General features: G+C 73.1%; 16 protein-coding genes. 13 read left to right on the top strand and 3 right to left on the bottom strand.

Annotation, left to right across the window (positions count from 1 at the left end; translation table 11 throughout):
* The coding region (locus tag AB0M88_RS49610; RefSeq protein WP_364114668.1) for a hypothetical protein at nt 1–1511 on the bottom strand (1511 nt) is incomplete at its 3' end.
* Between AB0M88_RS49610 and AB0M88_RS49605 the strand changes: the two genes are divergently transcribed.
* From AB0M88_RS49605 to AB0M88_RS49595, 3 genes are read left to right on the top strand one after another with little or no spacing between them, the layout of a single operon-like run.
* Nucleotides 1455–2807, top strand: a complete 1353-nt coding sequence (locus AB0M88_RS49605; protein WP_364114666.1) for a hypothetical protein — start codon at nt 1455–1457, stop codon at nt 2805–2807. The genes AB0M88_RS49610 and AB0M88_RS49605 overlap by 57 nt on opposite strands.
* Nucleotides 2804–3808 carry an HAD-IIA family hydrolase gene (locus tag AB0M88_RS49600; RefSeq protein WP_364114664.1) on the top strand — a complete coding sequence of 335 codons (1005 nt, stop codon included), beginning with the start codon at nt 2804–2806 and terminating at the stop codon, nt 3806–3808. Before AB0M88_RS49605 ends, AB0M88_RS49600 begins: the two co-directional genes overlap by 4 nt.
* A gap of 55 nt (nt 3809–3863) precedes the next feature.
* On the top strand, nt 3864–4484 hold the full coding sequence (locus AB0M88_RS49595; RefSeq protein ID WP_364114662.1) for a flavin reductase family protein: 621 nt from the start codon (nt 3864–3866) through the stop codon (nt 4482–4484).
* A 75-nt stretch (nt 4485–4559) separates the two neighbouring features.
* Here the strand turns inward: AB0M88_RS49595 and AB0M88_RS49590 are convergent, their stop codons facing one another.
* Nucleotides 4560–4772, bottom strand: a complete 213-nt coding sequence (locus AB0M88_RS49590; protein WP_364114660.1) for a hypothetical protein — start codon at nt 4770–4772, stop codon at nt 4560–4562.
* A gap of 75 nt (nt 4773–4847) precedes the next feature.
* Nucleotides 4848–5183 (bottom strand): SCP2 sterol-binding domain-containing protein, encoded by a 336-nt coding sequence (locus AB0M88_RS49585; RefSeq protein ID WP_364114658.1) that lies wholly within the window; start codon nt 5181–5183, stop codon nt 4848–4850.
* 112 nt (nt 5184–5295) lie between these two features.
* Here AB0M88_RS49585 and AB0M88_RS49580 point away from each other — a divergent pair, with 112 nt between their 5' ends.
* The 10 genes from AB0M88_RS49580 to AB0M88_RS49535 all read left to right on the top strand — a co-directional run.
* Entirely contained in the window at nt 5296–6243 is a 948-nt protein-coding gene (locus AB0M88_RS49580; RefSeq protein ID WP_364114656.1) for a hypothetical protein, read from the top strand.
* Between the two features lie 4 nt (nt 6244–6247).
* Complete coding sequence (locus AB0M88_RS49575) at nt 6248–6535, top strand: hypothetical protein (RefSeq protein WP_364114654.1); 288 nt, start codon at nt 6248–6250, stop codon at nt 6533–6535.
* Between the two features lie 28 nt (nt 6536–6563).
* Nucleotides 6564–7421, top strand: a complete 858-nt coding sequence (locus AB0M88_RS49570) for a TlyA family RNA methyltransferase (protein ID WP_364114652.1) — start codon at nt 6564–6566, stop codon at nt 7419–7421.
* Nucleotides 7418–8305: an NAD kinase gene (locus AB0M88_RS49565; protein ID WP_364114650.1), complete on the top strand. Its 888-nt coding sequence runs from the start codon at nt 7418–7420 to the stop codon at nt 8303–8305. Before AB0M88_RS49570 ends, AB0M88_RS49565 begins: the two co-directional genes overlap by 4 nt.
* A 52-nt stretch (nt 8306–8357) precedes the next feature.
* Nucleotides 8358–10115: a DNA repair protein RecN gene (gene recN, locus AB0M88_RS49560; protein ID WP_364114648.1), complete on the top strand. Its 1758-nt coding sequence runs from the start codon at nt 8358–8360 to the stop codon at nt 10113–10115.
* A gap of 133 nt (nt 10116–10248) precedes the next feature.
* The gene (gene steA / locus AB0M88_RS49555) at nt 10249–11427 is read left to right on the top strand and encodes a putative cytokinetic ring protein SteA (protein WP_364114646.1); all 1179 of its coding nucleotides are present in this window, start codon (nt 10249–10251) and stop codon (nt 11425–11427) included.
* 20 nt (nt 11428–11447) lie between these two features.
* Nucleotides 11448–12419: a copper transporter gene (locus AB0M88_RS49550; protein ID WP_364114644.1), complete on the top strand. Its 972-nt coding sequence runs from the start codon at nt 11448–11450 to the stop codon at nt 12417–12419.
* A gap of 25 nt (nt 12420–12444) precedes the next feature.
* Nucleotides 12445–13278: a hypothetical protein gene (locus AB0M88_RS49545; protein ID WP_364114642.1), complete on the top strand. Its 834-nt coding sequence runs from the start codon at nt 12445–12447 to the stop codon at nt 13276–13278.
* Nucleotides 13279–13496: 218 nt separating this feature from the next.
* Complete coding sequence (locus AB0M88_RS49540; protein ID WP_364114640.1) at nt 13497–15056, top strand: lipid II flippase MurJ; 1560 nt, start codon at nt 13497–13499, stop codon at nt 15054–15056.
* 18 nt (nt 15057–15074) lie between these two features.
* Nucleotides 15075–15256 (top strand): hypothetical protein (locus tag AB0M88_RS49535; RefSeq protein WP_364114638.1); only part of this gene is annotated, 182 nt, incomplete at its 3' end.

Raw genomic sequence — 15256 nt, 5'->3', positions numbered from 1 at the left:
GCGGCGACCGGGGTGGCTTCCGCAGCGATCGTCCCCAGGGTGGCGGTTTCCGCAGCGGCGGCGATCGTCCGCAGGGTGGTGGCTTCCGCAGTGGTGGTGACCGTCCGCAGGGTGGCGGTTTCCGTGGTGGCGACCGTGACCGTGGTGGTTACCAGGGTGGCGGCGACCGTGGTGGCTTCCGCAGTGGTGGTGACCGTCCGCAGGGTGGTGGCTTCCGGGGTGACCGTGAGGGTGGCGGCGACCGGGGTGGCTTCCGCAGCGATCGTCCCCAGGGTGGCGGTTTCCGCAGCGGCGGCGATCGTCCGCAGGGTGGTGGCTTCCGCAGTGGTGGCGATCGTCCGCAGGGTGGTGGCTTCCGTAGTGGTGGCGATCGTCCGCAGGGTGGTGGCTTCCGTAGTGGTGGCGATCGTCCGCAGGGTGGTGGCTTCCGTAGTGGTGGTGACCGTCCGCAGGGTGGCGGGTTCCGTGGTGGCGACCGTGACCGTGGTGGTTACCAGGGTGGCGGCGACCGGGGCGGAGACCGTGGTGGCTTCCGTGGCGGTGACCGCCCGCAAGGTGGCGGCTTCCAGGGCGACCGGCCCCAGGGCGGCGGCGACCGTGACCGTGGTGGTTACCAGGGCGACCGCGGCGGGTTCCGCGGGGGCGACCGGGACCGCGGCGGCTCCGGCGACCGGGGCGGATTCCGTAGTGGTGGTGACCGTCCGCAGGGCGGTGGCTTCCGCAGTGGCGGCGATCGTCCGCAGGGTGGCGGTTTCCGCAGTAGCGGTGACCGTGACCGCGGTGGTTACCAGGGTGGCGGCGACCGTCCCCAAGGCGGCGGCTTCCGGGGTGACCGCGAGGGCGGCGAGCGCGGTGGGTTCCGCAGTGACCGTCCGCAGGGCGACCGCGGCGACCGTCCGCAGGGTGGTGGCTTCCGCGACGGTGGCGACCGCGGGGGTTTCCGTGGTGGTGACCGTCCGCAGGGTGGTGGCTTCCGGGGTGGCGATCGTGACCGGCCCGGCTATCAGGGCGGCGGCGACCGTGGCGGCTTCCGGGGTGACCGCGACTCGGGTGGCTCGCGGGGCAGCTTCCAGGGCGGTTCCGGTGCGCCCCGTGGGGACCGTGACCGGGGTGGCTCCGGTGACCGGGGCGGGTTCCGTAGTGGTGGTGACCGTCCGCAGGGCGGTGGCTTCCGCAGTGGCGGCGACCGTCCGCAGGGCGGCGGGTTCCGCGGTGGCGACCGTGACCGGGGTGGCTTCGGCTCCGACCGGCCCGGCAACCGGTCCGACGGCGGGTTCCGGGGTGACCGGGAGCGGCCGTACGGTGACCGGCCCCAGGGTGACCGTCCGCAGGGCGGGGGGTTCCGGGACGACCGCGACCGGGGCGGCTACCGGGACGAGGCCGGGACCGAGGAGAACACGTACCGGGCGCCGGAGATCCCCGACGAGATCGTCGCGGCCGACCTCGATCCTGAGGTGCGTTCGGAGCTGATCGCGCTGGCCCGCGACACCGCCGACACCGTCGCCCGGCATCTGGTGGCGGCCGGCCAGGTCATCGACGAGGATTCCGAGCTGGCGCTGCAGCACGCGATCGCGGCGCGGCGGCTGGCGTCGCGGATTGCCGTGGTGCGTGAGGCGGTGGGTCTGGCGGCCTACGCGGCCGGTGACTGGACGACCGCGATCGCCGAGCTTCGGACCTATCACCGGATGACCGGGAAGCAGACTCACCTGGCCGAGCTGGCCGACTGTGAGCGTGCGCTCGGCCGGCCGGAGCGGGCGATCGACCTCTACCGGGGCGCCGATATGGAGTCGCTCGACAAGGCGGGCGCGATCGAGCTGCTGATCGTGGCGGCCGGTGCCCGGGGCGATCTCGGCCAGCACGACGCCGCGGTCGCGATGCTTCAGGTGCGGGAGCTGACCTCGGACGACGATGCCGAGTGGGCGGCGCGGTTGCGTTACGCGTACGCCGATGCCCTCCTCGCCGCCGGAAGGCGCGAGGAGGCGCGGGAGTGGTTCGCCCGGGCCGCGGCAGTTGACGAGGACCAGCTCACGAACGCCGCCGAGCGGCTGCTCGAACTGGACGGGGTCACGATCGAGGGCGACGACGAGGAAGACGACGAGGACGCCGAACTCGACCGCGAGATCGACGACGAGCGTGACGGCGACGCCGCGGACATCGACGACGAGGCCGACGACTACGACGACGACGAAGATGACGACGAGTACGACGACGATGAGGACGATGAGGCCACCGACGTGGCCGCCACCGACCTCAACACCGACGCACTCGACGAGGACGAGGACGACGAAGACGACGACGACCTCGAAGGCGGCGAGCGCGCCGGCGACGAGGACGACGACGACTTCGACGAGGTCGAGGACGACGAGGACGGCGACGGCGAGGACGAGGTCGAACAGGACGACGATCTCGCCGAGGGCCCGAACGGCGGCGTCAACACCGACCAGCACGGCGAGTTCGACGATGCGCCGGCGGCGGACCAGGTTGTCGACGCGCCGGCCGGTGGTGTCAGCACTGACCAGCACGGTCAGTTCGACGACGCGCCGGGTGGCGGTGTGAGCACTGACCAGCACGGTCAGTTCGACGATGCGCCGGGTGGCGGTGTGAGCACTGACCAGCACGGTCAGTTCGACGATGCGCCGGGTGGCGGTGTCAGCACCGAGCAGCACGGACAGTTCGACGACCGGGTCGGGGGACGGGTCGGCACCGACCAGCATGGGCAGTTCGACGACGGCGTCAAGGGTGAGGACGCTAAGGCGGGCGACGACGCGTTTGTGGACGAGGCCGAGCCGAAGCGTCCGCAGGAGTGAGCGGGGTGCTGGCCGACGAGCACGACCTGGTCATCTTCGACCTCGACGGCGTCATCTACCTGATCGACAAGCCGATCGACGGGGCGTCGGCGGCGGTCGAGAAGCTGCGGGCGGCCGGCACCCCGGTGGCGTACGCGACGAACAACGCGTCTCGGCGGGCCGCTGACGTGGCCGCCCTGCTGACCGGCATGGGCGTACAGGCCGCGCCGGACGAGGTTCTCACCTCGGCCGGCGCCGCCGCCGCGGTTCTTGCCCGGCGTCTCCCGGCCGGCTCGGCCGTGCTGGTCGTCGGTGCCGAAGCGTTGCGGGCCGAGGTCCGCGACGCCGGCCTGCGGGTCGTTGAGACCGCCGACGACAAGCCGGCCGCGGTCGTGCAGGGTTACGGACCTGACGTCGGCTGGCGTGTTCTGTCCGAGGCCGCGCTGGCGATCCGGGCCGGCGCGATCTGGGTCGCCACCAACACCGACCGCACGCTGCCCAGCCCGCGGGGTGCGCTCCCGGGCAACGGTTCGCTGGTCGCGGTCATCCGCACCGCCCTCGACCGCGAGCCCGACCTGGTCGTCGGCAAGCCCGAGCCGGCGCTGTTCACCACGGCCGCCTCGCTGTCCGACTCGGCGAAGCCGCTGGCCGTGGGCGACCGTCTCGACACCGACATTCAGGGTGCGGTCGGCGCCGGCATGCCCTCGCTGCTCGTGCTGACCGGCGTGAGCGGCCCGGCCGACCTGCTGGCCGCACCGCCGGAACAGCGTCCCACCTATGTGGCCGCCGACCTGTCGGGGCTGTTCCGGCCGGCCTCCGAGTCGGTCGTGCCGGCCGAGGGCGACGACCTGGCCGGCTGGCACCTGGAACGCCACGACGACGCGGCTGTCCTGTCCGGTGAAGGCGACCCGGTCGCGGCCCTCCGCCTGCTGTGTGGCGCGACCTGGAACGGCGTACCCGTGCAAGCCGCCTCCCCGGAGGCGAAGTCCCTGCTCGAGTCCTGGGGGTTGAAGTCGGCCTGAACGAGATGTCCGAATGCCGCCAGCTTCGGAGATCCGGCCCGGCGAGCATGGAGGCATGCATATCGTTCCGGGGCTCAAGGTCCTCTACTTCGGTACGCCCGTCGTCCTGATCAGCACCGTCAACCCGGACGGGAGCGCCAACCTCGCGCCCATGTCGTCGGCCTGGTGGCTCGGCGACTCGGCGATGCTCGGGATGGCCAACAGCAGCCAGACGTCGGCGAACCTCCGGCGGCACGGGGAGTGCGTGCTCAACCTGGCGTCCTCGGACCTGGCCGGCGCGGTCGACCGGATCGCGCTCACCACCGGGAAGACGGAGATCAAGCCGTATCGCCGGGAGCAGGGTTATGTGCACGTCAAGGACAAGTTCGCGCTCGGCGGGTTCACCCGGCAGGGGTCCGATCTGGTGGAGCCGCCGCGGGTGAAAGAGTGCCCGGTCCAGCTGGAGTGCCGGGTGGTCGAGGGGCGGCCGTTCGATGCCGGCGCGACCGGTTTCCAGGTGCGGGTGCTGCGGGCGCACGTCGAGGACGGCCTGGTGATCCCGGGAACCCACTACGTCGACCCGCAACGCTGGGATCCGCTGATCCTGAAGTTCTGCGAGTTCTTCGGCGGCGGGGTCAATGTCCGATCTTCGCGGTTGGCCGAAGGCTGGCAAATGCCCGCGTTGCAGCCCCGATGATCCACGCATGGCGGCTGTCCCCACGCTGCCCCGCCGCGCCCGGCTGACCGAGGCGTGCTGGCGGGTGGCGGGGTTTCAGGCGGTGACGTCGATGCCGGAGTTGCGGCGGCGGGTGAACTCCTGCCGGGCGTTGTCCATCTGGACGCGGTCGGCGGCCACGATCGCCGGCTCGGCGTGCGTGGCGATGTCGCTGAGCATGCGGGCCCGCTGGGCCTGCATCTGCGCCCACGCCGTGTAGGTGTTCCAGCGCGCCGACTCGGCGGCCGCGGCGATCTCCTCGACCATCATGGCGATGACTCCTGCCCTCCGGGGGATCCAGCGGGCGACCCCATCGGCCCCGGCCCGGCCGGCATGAGCGGTTTCTCAGAGAAGTTTGCGGAGCTTCAGCAGATCAAACGGGTTGGCGCTGAGTGAGACCTGCCGGGAGGCGATGGCCCGGGCCAGGTCGAGCCGGCCGCCCACCAGGGCGAGGAGGTTGTCGCTCGAGGTGCTCAGGGCGATCTTGGCCTTGGGGTTGTCGCCGTCGGCGATGTCGAGCAGGCGGCCGCCGCTGAGCCGGGCGCTGAACGCGGCCGGGAGATCGGTGATGCGGCAGGCCAGGGTGCGCTCGAGGTCGAGCCGGCCCTGGGCCTCGACGGCGGAGTCGAGCTTGGCGGCGAGGTCTTTCAACGCCTGCCGGCACTCGTCCACGGTGGCCATGCGATACCTCTTTTCGCGACACCCGCTGTGCGTACCGCACGGTACCTCACGAAGTCTCAGGAACCGCCCGGTAGCGTGGCACCCGACGAGTTGCCCCGAGAGGAGCGGTTTCATGCCTGACGCATGGCGGGCGTATCTGGAGATGGCGCTCGGATTGACCGAGGCGCCCCGGAAAAGGGCGCAGAAGGTGGCCGGCGAGTTGGTCAACCGTGGCGGTGCCACGGCGGCCCAGCTGCAGGGTCTGGTCGAGGACCTGTTGCAGGCGAGCGTGGCCAACCGCGAGGCACTGACCAACATCGTGCGGTACGAGGTCGACCGGGCGCTCGGCGTGGTGGGCCTGGCCACCGCCGACGAGGTGTCCGAGCTGACGACCAAGGTGCGCGACCTGGAGAAGCAGCTGGGCGAGGCGCAGGCCCGGGCGGCGACGGCCGGGGGCGCCCCGGTGCCGGCCCGGACGGCGGCCCCGAGCAAGGTCGCCAAGAAGGCGGTCGCGAAGAAGGCGGCCGAGGCGGTGGCGATTCCCTCCCAGCCGAGCCCGGCCCGGCCCGCTCCAGCCAAGAAGGCCGTAGCCAAGAAGGCGGTAGCCAAGAAGGCCGTGGCCAAGAAGTCGGTCGCGAAGAAGGCGGCACCGGCCGAGCCGTCGGTTCCCGCCGGCACCGCCGGATCGCCGGTCGCCGGGGTCAGGGCGGCGGCCGCCGCCACGGAGCTTCCGGCAGCGGGCGCGCCGTCGCCGGGCACGGTGGCGTCCAGCGCTTCGGCGCCGGCCGATGACGTGCTGTCCGAGTCGATCGGCGAGGAGCTGTCGGCGGCCGAGCGCGAGGCTCTGCGAGCGGTGGCGAGCGAGACGGCCACAGCGAGCGAGGCGGCCACGGCGGGCCAGTCGGCCACGGCGGGCCAGTCGAGCACGGCGGGCCAGTCGGCTCCGGTCAAGAAGGCGGCCCCGGCCAGGAAGACCGCGGCCAAGAAGGCTCCGGCGAAGAAGGCGGCTCCGGCGAAGACCGCAGCCCGGAAGGCGCCCGCGAAGAAGGCGGCCACCCCGACGACGACGCCGGAGGCGTGACACCGTGACCTTCCCGAACAGCTCGGGCCCGCAGCTCCCCAAACCCGGGCCACCCCCCGGTGGGTTCCGGCCGGGACCCCCGCCCACCCCTCAGACGTACGCGGCCCCGGCCGCGCCCGCCCTCGAGCCGGTGTCCGACGGGGAGGTCGTGACCGAGACCGGCCACCCGGCGGTCGACGCCGTACTGCGGTCGCTGGAGAACGCGTCCCGTCTCGCGCCGGGCGCCCAGATCGCCGAATACGAGGCGGCTCACCAGGTGCTCCAGGAGACCCTGGCGAGCATCGACGGCTGATGTCGCGTACGGAAATGGGGTCTGCCTGATGGCGCGCCGCGCGCGCCTGGACGCCGAGCTGGTCCGCCGGAAGCTGGCCCGGTCGCGTGAGCAGGCCGCCCAGCTGGTCGAGGCCGGTCGAGTGCAGGTCCGCGGCACCGTGGCGCGCAAGGTGGCCGCGATGATCGACCCGGCCGATCCGGTGCTGGTCACCGGCGAGGATCCGGCCGACGAATACGTGTCGCGGGGCGGCCACAAGCTGGCCGGTGCGCTGGCCGCCTTCGCACCCCGGGGCCTGGCCGTCAGCGGTCGCCGGTGTCTCGACGCCGGCGCCTCGACCGGTGGGTTCACCGATGTGCTTCTGCGCGCGGGGGCGGCGACGGTCGTCGCGGTCGACGTCGGCTACGGGCAGCTGGCCTGGCCGATCCGCACCGACGAGCGGGTCGAGGTCTTCGAGCGGACGAACGTGCGCACGCTGACCCCGGAGCTGATCGGCGGTGTGGTCGATCTCACGGTCGCCGATCTGTCGTTCATCTCGCTGCGGCTGGTGCTGCCCGCCCTGGCCGCCTGCACGGCCGACGGCGGCGACCTCGCGCTGATGGTGAAACCGCAGTTCGAGGTCGGCCGGGAGCGGGTCGGCGCGGGCGGCGTGGTGCGCGACTGGCCGCTGCGGGCCGAGGCCGTGTCCGACGTGGCGGCCGCCGCCGCCGAACTGGGCCTGGGCGTGGCCGGGGTGACCGCCAGCCCGCTGCCCGGCCCGAGCGGCAACGTCGAGTTCTTCGTCTGGTTCCGCCGGGACGCGCCACCCGCCGATCGAGCGGAGATCGACCGAGTGGTCGCCGCCGGGCCGTCCGGGGAGGTAACTTCTGCCGGGCCGTCGCCGTCATCTTCTGTGGAGGAACCATGAGCCGCTCGGCGCTGCTGGTCACGCACACCGGGCGCCGGGCCAGCACGCAGCACGCGGAGGCGGTGGCCCGCGATCTGCTCGCGGCCGGCTTCGAGGTGCGGGTCATCGCCGAAGAGGTGCGCGACCTGAAGCTGCCCGCCGAGGTGACCCCGGTCGACGACCCGGCCGCGGCCGAGGGCGTCGAGATCGTGCTCGCGCTCGGCGGTGACGGCACGTTCCTGCGGGCGGCCGAGCTGGCCCGGCCAGTCAAGGCGCCGCTGCTCGGCATCAACCTGGGCAAGGTCGGCTTCCTGGCCGAGGCCGAGATCGATCACCTCGACCAGGCGGTCAAGGACATCGTCGCCGGCACCTACAAGGTGGACGAGCGGCTCACCCTCGACGTCCGGGCGGAATACGACGGGCGGCTGATCGCCGAGTCGTGGGCGCTCAACGAGGTCAGCGTCGAGAAGGGCCAGCGGGCCCAGATGCTCGAGCTGATGGTCGACGTCGACGGGCGGCCGCTGTCCCGCTACGGCTGCGACGGGGTGGTCTGCGCGACCCCGACCGGTTCCACGGCGTACGCGTTCTCCGGTGGCGGTCCGGTGGTCTGGCCCGAGGTGGAGGCACTGCTGCTGGTGCCGATCAGCGCCCACGCGCTGTTCAGCCGGCCGCTGGTGACCGCGCCGACGTCGACTTTCGTGCTGACCGTCGACCCCTACACCTCGTTCGCGGTGCTCTGCTGTGACGGTCGCCGCACCTGGGACCTTCCGCCCGGTGCGAAGGTCACGGTCGAGCGGGGCCGGCTTCCCGTACGCCTGGTGCGTCTGGCCCCGCGGCCGTTCACCGACACGCTGGTGGCGAAGTTCGCACTTCCGGTCGAGGGCTGGCGGGGCAATAGACGCTGATCAGGTCGGGCCCGTTGGGCAAATGTCAGAGGGCCCCGATACTGTCTGCCGTGTGCTGGAGGAACTGCGGATCACCGGGCTCGGTGTCATCGACGACACCACCCTGCGTCTGACCACGGGCATGAATGTGATCACCGGCGAGACCGGAGCCGGAAAGACCATGGTGGTCACCGGGCTGGGCCTGCTGTTCGGCGGCCGGGCCGACGCCGGGCGGGTGCGGGCCGACCCGGGCCGCGCGGTGGTCGAGGGCCGGCTGCGGCTCCGGGGCAAGCTCGCCGACACCGTCCTGGCCCGCATCACCGAGGCCGGCGGCGAGCCCGACGACGACGGATCGCTGCTGCTCAGCCGCACGGTCACGATCGAGGGCCGGTCCCGCGCCCACGTCGGCGGCCGGAGCATGCCGGTGTCGATGCTGAGCGAGGTCGGCGACCAGGTGCTGGCCGTGCACGGCCAGTCCGACCAGCTGCGGCTGCTGCGCCCGTCCGAGCAGCGGGGCTCGCTCGACCGGTTCGCCGGCCCCGACCACGAGAAGCTGCTCGAGACCTACCGCGAGACCTACACCCGCTGGCGGTCGGTGGTCGACGACCTGGCCGACCGGCGGCGCAACGCGCGGACCCGCTCGCAGGAGGCCGACCTGCTCAAGCTCGGCCTCGACGAGATCAGCCGGGTCGACCCCCAGCCGGGCGAGGATGACGATCTGCGCGCCGAGGCGCAGCGGCTCGAGCACGCCGAGGGCCTGCGGGTGGCCGCCGCCCAGGCCGCGCAGGCGCTGGCCAGCGGGGTCGAGGTGGCCGAGGACGCGCCCGACGCGACCCAGCTGCTCGGGCTCGCCCGCCGCACCCTCGAGGGCCAGGCCGGCACCGACCCCAAGCTGGGTGATCTGGCCGCTCGTCTCGAGGAGGCGGCGACCCTGATCGGCGACGTCTCGTCCGAGCTCTCGGCCTACCTGGGCGAGCTCGACGCCGACCCGGCCCGGCTGGAGCAGATCTACGAGCGCCGGGCCGCGCTGCGCGGCCTCACCCGCAAATACGCCGACGACGTCGAAGGCGTGATCGTCTGGGCCGAGGAGGCCCGCACCAAGCTGGCCGCGCTCGACACCTCCGACGAGCTGCTGGAGGAGCTCGACAAGGAGCGGCAGCGCCTGGCCCTCCAGGTCGGCGAGCTGTCCGGCCGGCTGACCGCGGCGCGGGCCGAGGCGGCGGTCCGGTTCTCCGAGGCGGTCAGCGTCGAGCTGGCCGGTCTCGCCATGCCGCACGCCCGGGTCGAGGTGGCGGTGCTGCCGCGCCCGGTGGGCCGCGATGAGCCGACGGTGACCATCGACGGTGCCGAGGTGGCGGCCGGGCCGGACGGCGCCGACGAGGTCGAGCTGCGGCTGCTGGCCCACCCGGGCGCGCCGTCCCTGCCCCTGCAGAAGGGTGCCTCGGGCGGTGAGCTGTCCCGGGTGATGCTCGCCATCGAGGTGGTCTTCGCCGGTGCGGGCGGTCCCGAGACGCTGGTCTTCGACGAGGTCGACGCCGGCGTCGGCGGTCAGGCCGCGGTCGAGATCGGCCGCCGGCTGGCCCGCCTCGCCCGCAGTCACCAGGTGCTGGTGGTGACCCACCTGCCGCAGGTGGCCGCGTTCGCCGACCGCCACCTGGTGGTGGCCAAGGACACCAGCGGCGCGATCACGACCAGCGGGGTGAGCATCGTCGAGGAGACTCAGCGGGCCCGTGAGCTGGCCCGCATGCTGGCCGGCCTGCCCGACTCCGATCTGGGCATCGCGCACGCCGAGGAGCTGCTCGCGGTGGCCGACAAGGAGAAGCGCGGCTGACGCCTTCCCAACCGTCCAGCTGAGCTGGGACAATGACGGGCCACGGGGGAGAGGCGGCTTTATGCCCCATTTGTGGGTGAGATCGCGCATGTCGCGCGCAGGGCGCGTGATTCGTCGTGTCAGGATGGCCGAGATGCGACTTCCCACCCTCCGCCGAGCCCGCAGCGCCGATCCGGACGCCGTCACCGGCACCGCACGCCTCGACCGCCGGACCAAGCGTCTGGCCGGCCGGCTGCGCCCCGGCGACGTCGCCGTGATCGACCATGTGGACATCGACCGGGTGGCCGCCGACTCGCTGGTCGCGGTCGGTGTCGCGGCGGTGCTCAACGCCAAACCGTCGATCTCGGGCCGATACCCCAACCTCGGCCCCGAGGTGCTCATCAAAAACGGGATCGTGCTGGTCGACAACCTCGGTGAAGACGTCTTCGACCGCCTCCACGAGGGCGACCTGGTCAGCATCGACGGCGACACCGTGCTGCTCGGCGGCGAGCCGGTCGCGACCGGGGTCCGGCAGGACACCGACACCGTCGCCGCCTCGATGGCCGACGCCCGCGAGGGCCTGTCGGTGCAGCTCGAGGCGTTCGCGGCCAACACCATGGACTATCTGAAGCAGGAGCGCGACCTGCTCCTCGACGGCGTCGGCGTGCCCGAGGTGCAGACCCGCATCTCCGGCCGGCACGTGCTGATCGTGGTCCGCGGCTACGACTACAAGGAGGACCTCGACGTCCTCCGGCCGTACATCCACGAATACAAGCCGGTGCTGATCGGCGTCGACGGCGGGGCCGACGCGCTGGTCGAGTCCGGCTACACGCCCGACCTGATCATCGGCGACATGGACTCGGTGACCGACGACGTGCTGCGCTGCGGCGCCGAGGTGGTCGTGCACGCCTATCCGGACGGCCGGGCCCCCGGCCTCGAACGGGTGCGCAAGCTCGACGTGCCGGCGCTGACCTTCCCGGCCGCGGCGACCAGCGAAGACCTGGCCATGCTGCTCGCCGACGACAAGGGCGCCACCCTGATCGTGGCCGTCGGCACGCACGCCAACCTGGTCGAGTTCCTCGACAAGGGCCGCGGCGGCATGGCCTCGACCTTCCTGACCCGGCTCAAGGTCGGCGGCAAGCTGGTCGACGCCAAGGGCGTGAGCCGGCTCTACCGGCAGAACATCTCCGGGTCCGCGCTGCTGCTGCTCATCCTCTCGGCGATCGCGGCGATGGCGTCCGCGGTCGCGGTGTCGACGGTCGGCAAGGCGTACCTCACCGTGGTTTCCGAGTGGTGGGACAATCTGGTCTTCCAGCTGGGACACCTCTTCTAACAACCCTCGGGGCTTTCGTCGTGATCAACTTCCGGTACCACGTGGTGTCGCTCACCGCGGTCTTCCTCGCCCTGGCCATCGGTCTGGTCGTGGGCACCGCCGCGCTCAACGGGCCGGTGGCCGACAGCCTGCGCTACCAGCTCGACGCGCTGAAAAAGGACAACAGCAACAAGCGCGACCAGGTCGACCAATACCGCGACCAGATCAACCGCAGTCAGGACTTCGCCACCCAGATCGCGCCGACGCTGCTCAACGGCAAGCTGACCGGCCGCCGGATCCTGGTGGTGGCGCTGCCCGACACCAGCGACTACATGGCCGGGGTGATCTCGATGCTGCAGATCGCCGGGGCCACGGTCACCGCCCGGGTGACGGTGCAGGACAAGTTCTTCGACCCCAACGTCAGCACCGAGCTGCTCGACCTGGCCAGCCAGTCGTCGCAGGGCACGATCCCGTTCGAGGGGCTGCCGGTCAACAGCGACGGCGTCGAGACGGCCAGCGCCCAGCTCGCCCTGGCCCTGCTGCAGCGCGCGGGCGGTTCGCAGCCGGCCGCCGACGACGTGACGGCGGTCCTGACGGCGTACACCAAGGCCGGCTACATCTCGGTCGACGAGAAGCAGGCCAAGGCGGTCGGCGGCGCCGAGGGCACGGTGATCGTCTCCGGGCCGCCCGCGGTCGACAAGGACGCGGCCAAGAAGAGCCAGTCCGCGGTCACCCTGGCCAACCAGTTCAGCAAGCGGCCGGGAGCGACCGGGTCGACGGCGAGCCGCCCGCTGGTGATCGCCGGCGACGGGGTCGGCGACGGCAACCTGATCTCCGCCGTCCGGGGTGACCCGACGCTGGTCCAGTCGATCTCCACGGTGGACAACGCGAGCACCGTCCAGGGGCAGCTGGCGGCCGGCATGGCCACGGTCGAGCGCTTCGTGCAAAACAAGGTGGGTCAATACGGTCTGGCGCCCGGGGCTTCGTCCCTGGTGCCCAAGGGCGCGTCGTAGCGCGCGGTCCGTAGACTTCCCTTCCATGGCCATTGGAGTCCTCCGGGCGTTCGGTGTCGGCGCGACCGTCGCCCGCGGTGCCCTGAACTGGATCCTCAGCGACCAGAAGTCGTCCGGCCTGGTCCGGACCAACTTCCGCGGTCGCCAGGTGACACTCGCCGGAGGTCCGGCGCTCGCCATCGGCGCGACCGCCGGCGCGGTGGTCGGGGCGCCGGGCCTGCGGGCCAAGGCGGCCGCCCTCACGGCGGGTGCGGTCGCGGGCACGGTCGGCTTCTACGACGACGTCGCGGGCAACCGGCCCGAGCAGCAGGGCGCGAAGGGCTTCGCCGGGCACCTGGGCGCGCTGCGCGAGGGCCAGGTCACCACCGGCCTGGTGAAGATCGCCGGGGTCGGCGCGGCCGGTCTGGTCGCGTCGTCGCTGCTCGGCAGCCAGCACACCGGCTTTCGCAAGGGCGTCGACGTGATGCTCGGGGCGGGCGTGATCGCCGGCCTGGCCAACCTGGTCAACCTGCTCGACCTGCGCCCCGGCCGGGCCATCAAGGCCGGCCTGGTCGCCGGCGCCCCGCTGGCGGCCGGCCCGGGCGGCGGCATCGCGGCGGGCACGCTCGGCGCGGCCGGTGCGCTGCTCCCGGCCGACCTGGGCGAAGACATCATGCTCGGCGACTCGGGAGCCAACGCCCTGGGCGCCCTGCTCGGGGTGGCCCTGGCCGCCCGCACCGGCACCGCGGGCCGCTTGCTGGCCCTGACCGTCCTGGCGTCGCTGACGGCGGCCAGCGAGCGGGTCAGCTTCACCAAGGTCATCGCGGAGACGCCGTGGCTGCGCGCGGCCGACGAACTCGGCCGCCAGCCCGTCGCGTGACCGACCCCCTGGAGAGCGACGCCGCCACGCCCGCCCGGCCGAGCCCGGCTGCACCGCCGGGGCAGGCTGCACCGCCGGGGCAGGCCGCACTGCCGGGGCAGGCCGCACTGCCGGGGCAGGCCGCACTGCCGGGGCAGGCCGCACTGCCGGGGCAGGGTGCACCGCCGGGGCAGGGTGCACCGGCTGGCCCCGCTGCTGCCGACGGCCGGGCCGCTCCGGTGGCCAGGATTGCGGGGGCGGCGGCACTGATCGCGGTGCTGACCGTGCTGGCGCGCATCGCCGGTCTCGGCCGCACGCTGGTGTTCCTCTACACGGTCGGCGACATCGGCCTGGCCAACATCTACAACGCCGCCAACACGATCCCCAACATCGTCTTCGAGCTGGTCGCCGGCGGGGCCCTGGCCAGCCTGGTCGTGCCGCTGCTGGCCGGCCCGGTCGCGGCCGGTGACCGGCGGCGGGTCGACGAGGTCACCTCGGCGTTGCTGACCTGGGTGCTCACCCTGACCGTGCCGCTGGCCGTCGTCGTCGCGCTGGCCGCCGGGCCGATCAGCGGGCTCCTGCAGAACGTGACCCCGGAACACCAGGAACTGGCCGCCCGGATGCTGCGGGTCTTCGCACCCCAACTGCCGCTGTACGGCATCGGCATCGTGCTGACCGGCGTGCTGCAGTCGCACCACCGCTTCGCGTGGCCGGTCCTGGCGCCGCTGCTGTCCAGCGTCACCGTGATGACGGCCTACCTGACCTACGCCGGGCTCGACGGTGCCCGGTCCGGCTTCGACGGCCTGACCACCGGCGGCGAATACCTCCTCTCGGGCGGCACCACCCTCGGCGTCGTGGTGCTGGCGCTCTGCCTGTTCATCCCGCTGCGCCGCCTCCGGCTGCGGCTGCGGCCGAGCTATCGCTTCCCGGGCGGCGAGGGCCGGCTCGCGGTGCGGCTCGGCTGGGCCGGCGCGGTCACCGTCGGCGCCCAGCAGATCGTGATCGGCCTGATCGTGGTGCTCGGCGCCGAGGAGCCGCTCACCCGCTACGGCGCGGCCCAGACCGTGTTCCTGCTGCCGTGGGCGGTGCTCGCGGTGCCGCTCGCCACGGCGGTCTACCCCCGGCTGTCCGACGCCTGGGCCCGGCGCGACGAGCGGGCGTTCGACACCGCGCTCTCCGGGACCGCCCGGTCGATCATGCTGCTGGCCTGTCTCGGAGCGGCCGGGCTGGTGGTGCTGGCCGGGCCGGGAGCGTTCCTGATCCACGCCCGGGGCGCGGCGCCGGGAATCGTCGGCTTCGCCCCCGGCCTGCTCGGCTGGAGCATGTTCGCGATCCTGTCGCGGGCGCTCTATGCCCGCGGTGCCACCGTCGCGGCCGCGATCGCCACCGCGGTGGGCTGGGCGGTGGCCGCGGTCGTGGTCGTGGTGGTGACCACGACCACCAGCGGCGGCCCGGAGGTGTTCGGCCTGGGCGCGGCGAACGCGGCCGGGATGAGTGTCATCGGCGTGCTGCTGGTCTACGCCGTACGCCGGAAAGCCGGCCCCGGCGCACTCGCCGGCCTCACCCGGGTGACCGTGGTCGGTATCGTGTCCGCGGGTGCGGCCGCGCTCGCCGGGTGGGCGGCGGTGACCGGCGCCGGGCACCTGCTCGGGGCGACCCCCACAGTTATCGGCAGCCTGGCGCAGGGCATGCTGGGCGGGATCGTGGTCGTGGTGGTGTTCGCCACGGTGGCCTATCCGCTCGACCGGCGCGACATGGCTCCGCTGGCGGCGACGCTGCTGCGCCGCATCCGACGCTGAGCCGCACGACGGGGAGGGATGTTTTGGCCGACGATGGCGCCGACCGCCGGGTCGCTGACCGCCACGCCGCCGACCGCCGGGCCGCTGCCGGCCGGGCCGCTGCCGGCCGGGCCGCTGCCGGCCGGGCCGCTGCCGGCCGGGCCGCTGCCGGCCGGGCTCCCCGGCCCCGCGATCGGGCTCCCCGGCCCCGCGATCGGCGG

This window comes from Actinoplanes sp. NPDC051411 (assembly GCF_040682075.1).
Taxonomy (GTDB): Bacteria; Actinomycetota; Actinomycetes; order Mycobacteriales; family Micromonosporaceae; genus Actinoplanes.
This window is presented reverse-complemented; position numbering and strand designations above follow the sequence as displayed.

Coding starts and splice junctions, on each gene's coding strand:
- AB0M88_RS49590 (WP_364114660.1), bottom strand. CDS start 4,772: ATGATGGTCGAGGAGATCGCCGCGGCCGCCGAGTCGGCGCGCTGGAAC.
- AB0M88_RS49585 (WP_364114658.1), bottom strand. CDS start 5,183: ATGGCCACCGTGGACGAGTGCCGGCAGGCGTTGAAAGACCTCGCCGCC.
- AB0M88_RS49580 (WP_364114656.1), top strand. CDS start 5,296: ATGCCTGACGCATGGCGGGCGTATCTGGAGATGGCGCTCGGATTGACC.
- steA (WP_364114646.1), top strand. CDS start 10,249: ATGCGACTTCCCACCCTCCGCCGAGCCCGCAGCGCCGATCCGGACGCC.
- AB0M88_RS49595 (WP_364114662.1), top strand. CDS start 3,864: ATGCATATCGTTCCGGGGCTCAAGGTCCTCTACTTCGGTACGCCCGTC.
- AB0M88_RS49570 (WP_364114652.1), top strand. CDS start 6,564: ATGGCGCGCCGCGCGCGCCTGGACGCCGAGCTGGTCCGCCGGAAGCTG.
- AB0M88_RS49545 (WP_364114642.1), top strand. CDS start 12,445: ATGGCCATTGGAGTCCTCCGGGCGTTCGGTGTCGGCGCGACCGTCGCC.
- AB0M88_RS49565 (WP_364114650.1), top strand. CDS start 7,418: ATGAGCCGCTCGGCGCTGCTGGTCACGCACACCGGGCGCCGGGCCAGC.